The organism is Pseudomonas fluorescens (genome assembly GCF_902497745.1).
GTDB lineage: Bacteria > Pseudomonadota > Gammaproteobacteria > Pseudomonadales > Pseudomonadaceae > Aquipseudomonas > Aquipseudomonas fluorescens_BM.
Map to the genome: position 1 here is coordinate 95575 of NZ_CABVHJ010000001.1, position 11336 is coordinate 106910.

Consider the following 11336-nt stretch of genomic DNA (forward strand, 5'->3'; position numbering starts at 1 on the left):
CGTCAATAGAAGCTCACTCCCCTTTTGCACCTGATTAGTAAGTGATTAGCCGCCCGGAGTGCTCCATGCCAGATTACCGCTCGAAAACATCCACCCACGGCCGCAACATGGCCGGGGCCCGCGCACTGTGGCGCGCCACGGGGATGAAAGATGACGACTTCAAAAAGCCGATCATCGCCATTGCCAACTCGTTCACCCAGTTCGTACCGGGCCACGTGCACCTGAAGGATCTCGGCCAACTGGTCGCCCGCGAAATCGAACGCGCCGGCGGTGTAGCGAAAGAATTCAACACCATTGCCGTGGATGACGGCATCGCCATGGGCCACGATGGCATGCTGTATTCGCTGCCGAGCCGCGAGATCATCGCCGACTCCGTCGAGTACATGGTCAACGCCCACTGCGCCGACGCCATCGTCTGCATTTCCAACTGCGACAAGATCACCCCGGGCATGTTGATGGCGGCCCTGCGCCTAAACATTCCGGTGATCTTCGTTTCCGGCGGCCCGATGGAAGCCGGCAAGACCAAACTCGCGTCCCACGGCCTCGACCTCGTCGACGCCATGGTGATCGCCGCCGACGAAAGCGCTTCTGACGAGAAAGTCGCTGAGTACGAGCGCAGCGCCTGCCCGACTTGCGGTTCGTGCTCCGGCATGTTCACCGCCAACTCGATGAACTGCCTCACCGAAGCACTGGGCCTGGCATTGCCGGGCAACGGTTCGACCCTCGCCACCCACAGTGATCGCGAACAGTTGTTCCTGCAGGCTGGCCGTACCATTGTCGAGCTGTGCAAGCGCTACTACGGCGAGAACGACGAATCGGTATTGCCGCGCAACATTGCCAACTTCAAGGCGTTCGAGAACGCGATGATGCTCGACATCGCCATGGGCGGTTCGACCAACACCATCCTGCACTTGCTCGCTGCCGCCCAAGAGGCCGAAATCGATTTCGACCTGCGCGACATCGATCGTCTTTCGCGCAGGGTTCCGCAACTGTGCAAAGTCGCGCCGAACATCCAGAAGTACCACATGGAAGATGTGCACCGCGCTGGCGGCATCTTCAGCATCCTCGGCTCGCTGGCCCGTGGCGGTCTGCTGCACACCGACCTGCCGACCGTGCACAGCCGCAGCATGGAAGAAGCCATCGCCAAGTGGGACATCACCCAGACCACCGATGAAGCGGTGCATCACTTCTTCAAGGCCGGTCCTGCCGGTATCCCGACCCAGACGGCGTTCAGCCAGTCGACGCGTTGGGAAACACTCGATGACGACCGTGAAAACGGCTGCATCCGCAGTTTCGAACACGCCTATTCGCAAGAAGGTGGCTTGGCCGTGCTGTACGGCAACATCGCCCTCGACGGCTGCGTGGTGAAAACCGCCGGTGTCGACGAATCGATCCACGTCTTCGAAGGCAACGCGAAGATCTTTGAAAGCCAGGACAGCGCCGTACGCGGCATCCTCGCTGACGAAGTGAAGGCTGGCGACATCGTCATCATTCGCTACGAAGGCCCGAAAGGCGGCCCGGGCATGCAGGAAATGCTCTACCCGACTTCGTACCTGAAATCCAAAGGCCTGGGCAAAGCCTGTGCACTGCTCACCGACGGTCGCTTCTCCGGCGGTACGTCTGGTCTGTCCATCGGCCACGCTTCACCAGAAGCAGCCGCCGGCGGTGCGATCGGTCTGGTGCAGGACGGCGACAAAGTGCTGATCGACATTCCGAACCGCTCGATCAACCTGTTGGTCAGCGACGAAGAACTGGCGGCACGCCGTGCCGAGCAGGACAAGAAAGGCTGGAAACCGGTGGAGATTCGTCCGCGTAAGGTGACCACCGCCCTCAAGGCCTACGCCCTGCTGGCGACCAGCGCCGACAAAGGTGCTGTGCGTAACAAAGCGATGCTTGACGGGTTGTAAGGCTTAAGCGTCGAATAAAAAAATGCCCCGCCTGAGTGCGGGGCATTTTTGTGTCTGAGCGAAATCCCAAAGTCACAGCAGATCAAACTGTGGGAGCGAGCCTGCTCGCGAATGCGGTACGTCAGAAACAGAGATGGCGACTGACACAACGCTTTCGCGAGCAGGCTCGCTCCCACATTGGATCGGTGTGGGTTACTGGATTTCCTCAGGCTTAACGATCACCCAGTTCTTGTCCGCCGTCACCGGCAACCCTTCCTTCGCCTGCGCCGCTGCGTGTTTGGCCATCATGCCGTTCAACTGCGTCATGTACTTGTCCTTGCGGTTGATCCACAAGTGAATCCCGCCCTTGGCCACGTCAACATCGTGGAACAGCATGTAACCATCGCTGGTCGGGGTATCACCGCCCACCAGTACCGGCTTTTTCCACTCATCGATGTAAGTGAGGATCGCCGCGTGTTTGCCGGCCATCCAGGTTGCCGGCGTCCACAGATACGGCGTCAGCTCAAGACCCAGGTTGGCCTTCTCGTCATATTTGCCGGCGGTGATCTGTTTGCGTGCGGTGGTCAGTTCGTTGGTTTCGCGGTTCTTCAGCAGCGTGGTCACGCCAATGACGTTCTGCGGTTTGACGTTGTAGCCATACTTCGGATCCGCCGCGACCATGCGCACCAGTTCTTCAGAGGCGGCAGTCATCACGTAAACCTCGATGCCGTTCTCCATCAGCTTGTTGTACAGCTCCTGCTGGCCGGTGAAGATTTTCGGCGGATTGACGTCGAGCTTCTTCACCACATCGCCTTCGTAATAAGTCGCCGGCACCGGTTTGCCCGAAGCCATCAGCTCATCGACGTAGCCTTTGAGTTCCTTGAGGGTGAAACCGGAGAACACTTGCGCCACCCACGGGTAGCAGACCATGTCGTCGACTTCGCAGAGGCGATAGTAGTAACTGAACAGGCTTTCCTTGTGGTCGGCGGTGTCCTTGAACGGCATCAGTTTCAGGGAGGGATCGAGTTTGTCGCGGGTGATCAGGCCCGTGTTTTCCATGAACGGCAGCAACGACTCTTCGAGGTCGTAGCGGTAACTGGTGTTGTCCATGTCGAACACCGCGTAGTTACCCTTGTTGGCGTTGGCGGCGATCATCGCGTCCAGCGCCTTGGCCTGATCGGCCGGCCAGTGTTTCAGGTCGGTGGCGAAGGCCTGAGTAGCCAGACCCATGCCCACAGCCAGTGCGACAGCCAGAAATTTCGGTGCGAACTTCATACGCCTCTTCTCCCTGATTCAAAGAGATCGACGCTAACAAATATGTGTGACAGTCCTCGTCTGTCAGCGACCGCCCGCGTCCCTATTGCGCCAGATGCATTGCCGAGAGCGACACGGGCTTATTCCAAAAACGACGGACGACCTGCGATTTTGGTATTAATTCATTGCAAATCAAACTGTTAGGCTTGCCGGTTCGCAGTTGCCCAAGAATGCGACTGGCACAAGTCTTATCGGAGTTTTCATGAATCTGCCGCTGATCCTCAATCTGCTGGTGTTCCTCGCCCTGCTCTTCGGTCTGGCGCAAACCCGCCACACTACGTGGAGCCTGGCGAAAAAAGTCCTGCTCGCGCTGGTGCTGGGCGTCGCGTTCGGCGTGGCCCTGCACACCGTTTACGGTGCCGGCAACCCGGTGCTGAAAGCCTCGATCGGCTGGTTCGATCTGGTCGGTAACGGTTACGTGCAGTTGCTGCAAATGATCGTTATCCCGCTGGTGTTCGCCTCGATCCTCAGCGCCGTCGCGCGTCTGCATAACGCTTCGTCGTTGGGCAAGATCAGTTTCCTGACCATCGGTACGCTGCTGTTTACCACCGCGATTGCGGCGCTGATCGGCATCGGCCTGACCAACCTGTTCGGCCTCACCGCCGAAGGTCTGGTCGCCGGCACTCAGGAAATGGCCCGTCTGCAAACCATTCAGACTGACTACGCCGGCAAGGTTGCCGACCTGAATGTGCCGCAACTGCTGCTGTCGTTCATCCCGCAGAACCCGTTCGCCGACCTGGCGCGGGCCAAGCCGACGTCGATCATCAGCGTGGTGATTTTCGCTGCGTTCCTGGGGGTTGCGGCGCTGCAACTGCTCAAGGATGACGTCGAGAAAGGTCAGAAAGTGATCAACGCCATCGACACGCTGCAAGCCTGGGTGATGCGTCTGGTGCGTCTGGTGATGAAACTGACGCCGTACGGCGTGCTGGCGCTGATGACCAAAGTGGTCGCCGGTTCCAACCTGCAAGACATCATCAAACTCGGCAGCTTCGTCGTGGTGTCGTACCTCGGTCTGGGCCTGATGTTTGTCGTGCACGGTTTGCTGGTGTCGGCGGCCGGGATCAACCCGCTGCGTTTCTTCCGCAAGATCTGGCCGGTGCTGACGTTCGCGTTCACCAGCCGCTCCAGTGCCGCGAGCATTCCGCTGAGCATTGAAGCGCAGACCCGGCGTCTGGGGATTCCGCAGTCGGTGGCGAGTTTTGCTGCATCGTTCGGTGCGACGATTGGCCAGAACGGTTGCGCCGGTCTGTACCCGGCGATGCTGGCGGTGATGGTTGCGCCGACCGTGGGCATCAACCCACTGGATCCACTGTGGATCGCGACGCTGGTGGCGATTGTGACGCTGAGTTCGGCCGGTGTGGCTGGTGTCGGTGGCGGCGCGACGTTCGCGGCGCTGATCGTGCTGCCGGCGATGGGCTTGCCGGTGTCACTGGTGGCGTTGTTGATTTCGGTTGAGCCGCTGATTGATATGGGGCGGACGGCGTTGAACGTGAGTGGTTCGATCACGGCTGGCGCGATTACCAGTCAGGTGATGCAGCAGACAGATAAAGCGTTGCTGGATGCGGATGAGCATGCGGAGCTGGCTCAAGCGTGATGTAAAGCAAGATCAAAAGATCGCAGCCTTCGGCAGCTCCTACAGGGAACGCGGATACCGTGTAGGAGCTGCCGCAGGCTGCGATCTTTTAAGCTTTTTCCCAAACTTCGAAGTTGTACGCCGGCTTATCTTCAACCGCCGGGTTTTCAACGTTCGACACCAGCTTCCACTGGTTCAAATCAAACTCCGGAAACCACGCATCCCCTTCCGGGCTCAACGCCACGCGGGTCAGATACAGACGATCCGCCTGCGCCAGCCCTTGCGCATATAACTGCGCACCACCAATCAGCATCAGCTCATCGACGCCCTGCGCTTTCGCCCACTCTTCGGCGCGAACCACGGCAGCTTCCAGCGACGGATAAACCTCGGCACCTTCAAGCACCAGACCAGCCTGACGGCTGACCACGATGTTCAGGCGCCCCGGCAATGGCCGACCGAGCGAATCCCAGGTCTTGCGACCCATGATGATCGGCTTGCCCAAGGTCGTCGCCTTGAAGTATTTGAAGTCCCCCGGCAGGTGCCAGGGCATGCTGTTGTCGACGCCGATCACGCGGTTTTCACCGAGGGCTGCGATCAGGCTGAGGGGGAGTGATTTAGTCATGCCGGCGAGGATACCAGAGCCGCGCTTACCCCGATAAGCGCCACAGCGGTTATGCTCAGCGCTCAATTAAGCGACGGGACGCTGCGTGACTGAACTGACTCCACTGCAAAACCTCTGGCTCACCGAGACCGTGCGCCTGCGCGAAGAACACGCGGGCCCATTGGATGATCTGGAAGCCAATCGTCTGGCGCGCACCGCCGGCGGTGATCTGCCGAGCCGCATTCAACGCCGGGCGTTGTGGCTGGCCGAGCGTGACGGGCTGACTGCCGCTCTCAAACACTGGTTGCAAGGCGCGCGTCTGGCGCTGGTGCTGCTGATGATTTTCGCGGTATTGAGCGGCGCCGGTCTGGCCTTCGCCGCACTCGGCCAAACGCCGGTCAATGTGTTTTGGGCCTTGGGCAGTCTGCTCGGGCTGAATCTGATTCTGCTGCTGAGCTGGTTGCTGGGCTTGATCTTTGCCGGCGAACACGGCGCCATGCTCGGACGATTGTGGTTATGGCTCAGCGAAAAAATGGCCCGCGATGCCAAAGCCGCGCAACTGGCACCGGCCCTGCTGTTGATGCTGCAACGCAAGAAACTCAATCGCTGGGCACTCGGTACGCTGGTCAACGGTTTGTGGTTGCTGGCAATGCTCAGCGCGCTGATTCTGTTGCTGACGCTCATGGCGACCCGGCGCTACGGCTTCGTCTGGGAAACCACGATTCTCAGCGCCGACACGTTTATTCACGTCACCCATGCGCTCGGTTACTTGCCGTCGCTGCTTGGTTTCAATGTGCCAACGGTGGAGATGATCCGTGCCAGCGGCGACGGCGCGCTCGATATCGAAAGCGCTCGTCAGGCCTGGGCGACCTGGCTGGTTGGGGTGTTGGTGGTGTACGGCGTGCTGCCGCGACTGCTGCTCGCACTGTTGTGTTTCTGGCGCTGGAACAGCGGCAAAGCCGCGCTGCGTCTGGACTTGAATCTGCCCGGCTACGCGCAGTTGCGCGAACGTCTGATGCCGACCAGCGAACGCCTCGGCGTCAACGATCCTGAGCCTGCGCAATTGCACCGTGTCGAAAGCGGCGTTGGCGAACTGGTCAGCGAAGGCGCGTTGCTGGTCGCGATTGAACTCGATGAGCAGCGTCCATGGCCGCCCGCGCTGCCGAAAAGCGTCAGCAACGCCGGCATCCTCGACAGCCGCGAATCGCGGCACAAACTCCTCGAACAGTTGAGCCGCTTTCCGCCGGCGCGTCTGGCGATTGCCTGCGACCCACGGCGTTCGCCGGATCGCGGCAGCCTCGCCTTGATCGCCGAGCTGGCGCGCAACGCCGGAGAAACCCGCGTCTGGCTGCTGCAAGCGCCGCCCGGCGAAGCGCTGGACGCCGAACGCCTCGGCGACTGGCACATAGCGCTGCAACAACTGGAGTTGCCGTTCGCCGATTGCGCGCCGTTGAACTGGCTGGAGACTGGCCATGACTGATGCCTGGAAAGCGCCGCTGAAACTTGCAGTGGTCGGCCACACCAACGTTGGCAAGACCTCGCTGCTGCGCACGCTGACCCGCGATGTCGGCTTCGGCGAAGTCTCCCATCGCCCGAGCACTACGCGGCATGTCGAAGGCGCACGCTTATCGGTGGACGGCGAGCCGTTGCTCGACCTCTACGATACGCCGGGGCTGGAAGACGCCATCGCCCTGCTCGACTTTCTCGAACGCCTGGAACGCCCCGGCGAACGCCTCGATGGCCCGGCGCGACTGGCACGGTTTCTGGATGGTAGCGAAGCGCGACAGCGTTTCGAGCAGGAGGCGAAAGTGCTGCGGCAACTGCTCGCCTCGGATGCCGGTTTGTATGTGATCGATGCGCGCGAGCCGGTGCTGGCCAAGTACCGCGACGAACTGGAAGTGCTCGCCAGTTGTGGAAAACCGCTGCTGCCGGTGCTGAATTTCGTCAGCAGCGCCAACCATCGCGAGCCGGATTGGCGCGAGGCGTTGGCGCGGCTCGGGCTGCATGCGCTGGTGCGTTTCGACAGTGTGGCGCCGCCTGAAGATGGCGAGCGGCGGCTGTATGAAAGTCTGGCGTTGCTGCTGGAAAATGCCCGTCCGCAATTGGAGCGGTTGATTGCCGATCAACAGGCTCAACGCCTCGCGCGTCAGCAAAGTGCGGCGCGTTTGATCGCTGAATTGTTGATCGACTGTGCGGCTTGTCGGCGCAGTGTGGTCAGCGAGGCGGCGCAGGAACAGCAAGCCATCAGCGAACTGCGCAAAGCCGTGCGCCAGCGCGAGCAGAAGTGTGTTGAGGCGTTGCTCAAGCTCTACGCGTTCCGGCCACAGGATGCGGCGGCGAGTGATTTGCCGTTGCTCGATGGGCGTTGGGGCGATGACTTGTTCAACCCGGAAACCTTGAAGCAACTCGGCGTACGCGTGGGCGGCGGCATTGCTGCCGGGGCAGCGGCCGGGGCTGGTGTGGATTTGCTGGTTGGCGGGATTACCCTCGGCGCGGCGGCGCTGGCAGGCGCGATTGCTGGCGGCGCGCTGCAGACGGCGCGCAGTTATGGCAGCCGGTTGCTCGGCAAGATCAAAGGGCAGCGTGAGCTGACGGTGGATGACGGGGTGTTGCGGCTGTTGGCGTTGCGCCAGCGGCAACTGGTGTTGGCGCTGGACCAGCGTGGGCATGCGGCGATGGACGCCGTTCAGGTGGCGACGCCACAGGACAAGACCTGGCGAGAGGGCAAGTTGCCGGAAGCACTGAACAAGGCGCGGGCGCATCCGCAGTGGTCGTCGCTGAATCCGCAGGCGAAGTTGAATCAGGGGGAAAGGCAGGAGCAGATTGAGGCGTTGGTAGGGAAGGTGCTTGAGGTGTAGACGCCGACCCTCACCCCAGCCCTCTCCCCCAAGGGGTAAAGGGGGAAAAGGAGCAGATCTCCTGGCTTTTCAAACCTGAGTTCGGCTGGATATTTCAGGTCGATGTATCACCTGAGAGCAACTCCGTAGGCTCCCTCTCCCTCCGGGAGAGGGCTGGGGTGAGGGTTGCAATCACCCGGCCGACAACAAAACCTCAGCCTTACGCTTCAGCACCGCCAAATCAATCACCGGCACCGCCCTCTCCTTGGCCAACTCATCCCACTGCCGCATCCGCAGGCTGACCGCACACAACGGATCCCGCTCAAACACCTCTGCTTCTGCCTCGGTCATCACCCCGCCCTGATACTCCAGCGTCCGCCGACTCGCCTCACTCAGCCGATCAAAATACCCCGGCTCACGCAACGTCAGATACCGCTTGGCCTGCACGTGATATTCCACCAGCCGTGCCAAGCGCTCGCTGAAACCGGCCTCACGCAAATAATCCGCGCCCAAGCGCTCATGACTGACCACGCCAAAGCCGCCCATGTTCTCCGCGCCCTCGGCACACAGATGGCCAATGTCATGAAAGAACGCTGCCAACACCACCTCGTCATCAAAGCCCTCGGCCATCGCCAGTTCGGCAGCCTGGGACATGTGTTCGATCTGCGACACCGGCTCGCCAATGTAATCGCTGGTGCCGAAGCGCTCATACAACCCGAATACTCGAGTAACGACTTGCTCGTGAGCGGCCATCAAATTTCCTCCAGCAACTGCGCAATGTTGCGCTCGGCCATCGCCGGGCCGACGCTCATGCCGACGCCGGTGTGCATCAGCGCCACACTCAACCCCGCTGCCGGGCGCAGCAACGAAAACGGCCCTGGCCCCCGAGAACCATAGACCCCCTGCCAGCGCTCGACCACTTGCACCTTGCAGCCCAGAGTCTGCTCGGCCAGCTCGATCATCCAGTTATCCACTTGCTCGGCGTTGAACGGTGAAGCGTCGCTGCCGTAATGGTGCGAGTCACCGATGATCAGCTCGCCGTACGGTGTCGGGCTGATCAGCAGGTGAATGCCGTTGTCGTGCAGGTGCGGTTGCTCACGCAGGATCTGCGCCTGCACCGCCGCTGCTTCCGGCAGATCGGCGAAGGCGCCGTAGTGCACGCAGCTCAGGCCGGTGAGCAAGGCGTGTTGCAGATTCAGCTCGGTCGCAGGTTTGCCGCGGAGCATTTGCAGGCGGCAGATTTGCGGATCGAGCGCAGCGATCGGCTCGGCGAGCAAGGTCTGATAATCGTGCCCGGAGCAGACGATGATCTGCTTCGCGGTAAAGCTGCCGGCGGTGCTGTGCAGGTGCCCCGGCTCGACGTCGCGTACCAGTGTGGAGAAGTGGAACTCGACGCCGAGGTCGCGGCGCAAGTAATCGATCAGCGCCGGGATTGCTTCACGCGAATACAGTTGTTGATCGTCCATGCCGTGCAACGCGGCGCGGTGGTGGCTGAACCGGCCGTGATACAGATCGCGCAAAGCAGCGCCGCGCAGCAATTGGATGTTGTAACCGTGCTCCACGGCGCGACCGTTACAGAAGGCTTCGAGCAGGTGTTCTTCGGCTTCGGTGCGGGCAAACAAGTAGGAGCCGTTGCGTTTGATTTGCAGCCCGGCGAGTTGCGCCCAGTCGCCCCATATTTCGCGGCTGGCCTTGGCCAGTTCGAGCATCGGGCCGGGTGGCTGGCCAGTGACCAGCGCCTGGCCGAAGTTGCGCACCGAGGCGCCCAGCGGCGTGGCGGTGCGTTCGAAAACGGCGACCTTGAGGCCGCGTTTGGCGGCGGCGTAGGCGTGCGATAGGCCCAGAATGCCGGCGCCGACGATGAGCAGGTCTTGGTGTTGTGTCATCTGGATGATTTCCTGAATGAAAGACCGCTATCGCGAGCAGGCTCGCTCCCACAGGGGATTTTTAGTGCCCACAGAATTTGCGTTCACTGGAGATCCAATGTGTCAGCCCCCTCAGAGAATTGTGTTGTGAACACGGTCCAATGTGGGAGCGAGCCTGCTCGCGAAGGGGCCCTTTCAGTCGATAAAGATCTTACTTGGCCGCCACTTTCTCGGACTTGCCGTCATAGCGCTTGCGCCACTCGGTCAGGATCTCGTCACGATTCTTCGAGGCCCAGGCAAAGTCGTTCTTGATCAGACGCTGCTCATAATCCGCCGGCAATTCGGTCTGCGGCTTGGCAATCCCCGGCTGCGCAAGAACAGCAAAGTTCTCCTTGTACAGATGCATCGCCTCGGCACTCGCCGAGAAGTCAGCCAGTTTCTTCGCCGCCTCTTCATGCGGCGTGCCCTTGATCACCGCAGTCGCTTCGATTTCCCAGCCCAGACCTTCCTTCGGCAGGATGATGTCCAGCGGCGCACCCTGACGCTTCAGCTGTACCGCTGGATATTCAAAGGAAATCCCGATCGGGAACTCGCCCGCCGCTGCTAACTTGCAAGGCTTGGAACCGGAGTGAACGTACTGGCCGATGTTCTGGTGCAGACCGTCCATGTAGGCCCAGCCCTGTTTCTCGCCAAAGGTTTGCAGCCAGGCGCTGACGTCGAGGAAACCGGTGCCGGACGAGGCCGGGTTAGGCATGACGATCTTGCCTTTGTACTCAGGCTTGGTCAGATCCTGCCAGCTCACTGGTTTGGTCAGACCCTGCTTCTCAGCCTCAACGGTGTTGAAGCAAATCGTCGCGGCCCACACATCCATACCGACCCACGCGGGCGGGTTGGCGGCGTCGCGGTAGTTCGCGCCGATCTTGCCGAGATCCTTCGGCGCGTAGCTTTGCAGCATGCCTTGCTGATCAAGAATCGCCAGGCTCGAAGCGGCCAGGCCCCACACCGCGTCAGCCTGCGGACGGGCCTTTTCGGCGAGCAGTTTGGCGGTGATGATCCCGGTGGAATCGCGCACCCATTTGATTTCGACGTCCGGGTTGGCCTTTTCGAACGCTTCTTTATAGGACTTCAGTTGCTCGGCCTCGAGGGCGGTGTACACCGTCAACTCGGTTTTTGCCGCAAAGGCATTCAGGCTGAAAGTAGCGAGCACAGCAGCGGCCAGGGCCATAGGCTTGAACATGATCGTTTTCCTGTAAGTGAGTT

9 protein-coding genes are annotated in these 11336 nt (G+C 60.9%); 4 read left to right on the plus strand and 5 right to left on the minus strand.

The genetic code is table 11. The features are described 5' to 3' along the window. The first annotated feature begins 65 nt into the window (after positions 1-65). Positions 66-1907, plus strand: a complete 1842-nt coding sequence (gene ilvD, locus F8N44_RS00480) for a dihydroxy-acid dehydratase (protein WP_150648921.1) — start codon at positions 66-68, stop codon at positions 1905-1907. A gap of 192 nt (positions 1908-2099) precedes the next feature. Here ilvD and F8N44_RS00485 read toward each other — a convergent pair whose 3' ends face one another. Then, positions 2100-3161 (minus strand): haloacid dehalogenase-like hydrolase, encoded by a 1062-nt coding sequence (locus F8N44_RS00485; protein ID WP_150648922.1) that lies wholly within the window; start codon positions 3159-3161, stop codon positions 2100-2102. A gap of 241 nt (positions 3162-3402) precedes the next feature. On the opposite strand from F8N44_RS00485, the gene F8N44_RS00490 reads away from it, so the two are divergent. Beyond that, positions 3403-4794, plus strand: a complete 1392-nt coding sequence (locus F8N44_RS00490) for an L-cystine transporter (protein WP_041063642.1) — start codon at positions 3403-3405, stop codon at positions 4792-4794. Between the two features lie 88 nt (positions 4795-4882). Here F8N44_RS00490 and F8N44_RS00495 read toward each other — a convergent pair whose 3' ends face one another. Then, a complete protein-coding gene (locus tag F8N44_RS00495) occupies positions 4883-5395 on the minus strand; it encodes a dihydrofolate reductase (protein ID WP_122842276.1) in 513 nt (170 codons plus the stop codon). A gap of 85 nt (positions 5396-5480) precedes the next feature. Between F8N44_RS00495 and F8N44_RS00500 the strand changes: the two genes are divergently transcribed. Then, on the plus strand, positions 5481-6854 hold the full coding sequence (locus tag F8N44_RS00500; protein WP_150648923.1) for a DUF2868 domain-containing protein: 1374 nt from the start codon (positions 5481-5483) through the stop codon (positions 6852-6854). Then, positions 6847-8232, plus strand: a complete 1386-nt coding sequence (locus F8N44_RS00505) for a GTPase/DUF3482 domain-containing protein (RefSeq protein WP_150648924.1) — start codon at positions 6847-6849, stop codon at positions 8230-8232. Before F8N44_RS00500 ends, F8N44_RS00505 begins: the two co-directional genes overlap by 8 nt. A gap of 171 nt (positions 8233-8403) precedes the next feature. On the opposite strand, the gene F8N44_RS00510 is transcribed toward F8N44_RS00505, so the two are convergent. From F8N44_RS00510 to F8N44_RS00520, 3 genes are all read right to left on the minus strand, one after another. Next, on the minus strand, positions 8404-8964 hold the full coding sequence (locus F8N44_RS00510) for a phosphonate degradation HD-domain oxygenase (protein WP_150648925.1): 561 nt from the start codon (positions 8962-8964) through the stop codon (positions 8404-8406). Then, positions 8964-10097 (minus strand): TIGR03364 family FAD-dependent oxidoreductase, encoded by a 1134-nt coding sequence (locus F8N44_RS00515; RefSeq protein ID WP_150648926.1) that lies wholly within the window; start codon positions 10095-10097, stop codon positions 8964-8966. The genes F8N44_RS00510 and F8N44_RS00515 overlap by 1 nt, the downstream gene beginning before the upstream one ends. Positions 10098-10287: 190 nt before the next feature. Beyond that, positions 10288-11313: a putative 2-aminoethylphosphonate ABC transporter substrate-binding protein gene (locus F8N44_RS00520; protein WP_150648927.1), complete on the minus strand. Its 1026-nt coding sequence runs from the start codon at positions 11311-11313 to the stop codon at positions 10288-10290. Positions 11314-11336 lie beyond the last annotated feature (23 nt).

Coding starts and splice junctions, on each gene's coding strand:
- ilvD (WP_150648921.1), top strand. CDS start 66: ATGCCAGATTACCGCTCGAAAACATCCACCCACGGCCGCAACATGGCC.
- F8N44_RS00485 (WP_150648922.1), bottom strand. CDS start 3,161: ATGAAGTTCGCACCGAAATTTCTGGCTGTCGCACTGGCTGTGGGCATG.
- F8N44_RS00490 (WP_041063642.1), top strand. CDS start 3,403: ATGAATCTGCCGCTGATCCTCAATCTGCTGGTGTTCCTCGCCCTGCTC.
- F8N44_RS00495 (WP_122842276.1), bottom strand. CDS start 5,395: ATGACTAAATCACTCCCCCTCAGCCTGATCGCAGCCCTCGGTGAAAAC.
- F8N44_RS00505 (WP_150648924.1), top strand. CDS start 6,847: ATGACTGATGCCTGGAAAGCGCCGCTGAAACTTGCAGTGGTCGGCCAC.
- F8N44_RS00510 (WP_150648925.1), bottom strand. CDS start 8,964: ATGGCCGCTCACGAGCAAGTCGTTACTCGAGTATTCGGGTTGTATGAG.
- F8N44_RS00515 (WP_150648926.1), bottom strand. CDS start 10,097: ATGACACAACACCAAGACCTGCTCATCGTCGGCGCCGGCATTCTGGGC.
- F8N44_RS00520 (WP_150648927.1), bottom strand. CDS start 11,313: ATGTTCAAGCCTATGGCCCTGGCCGCTGCTGTGCTCGCTACTTTCAGC.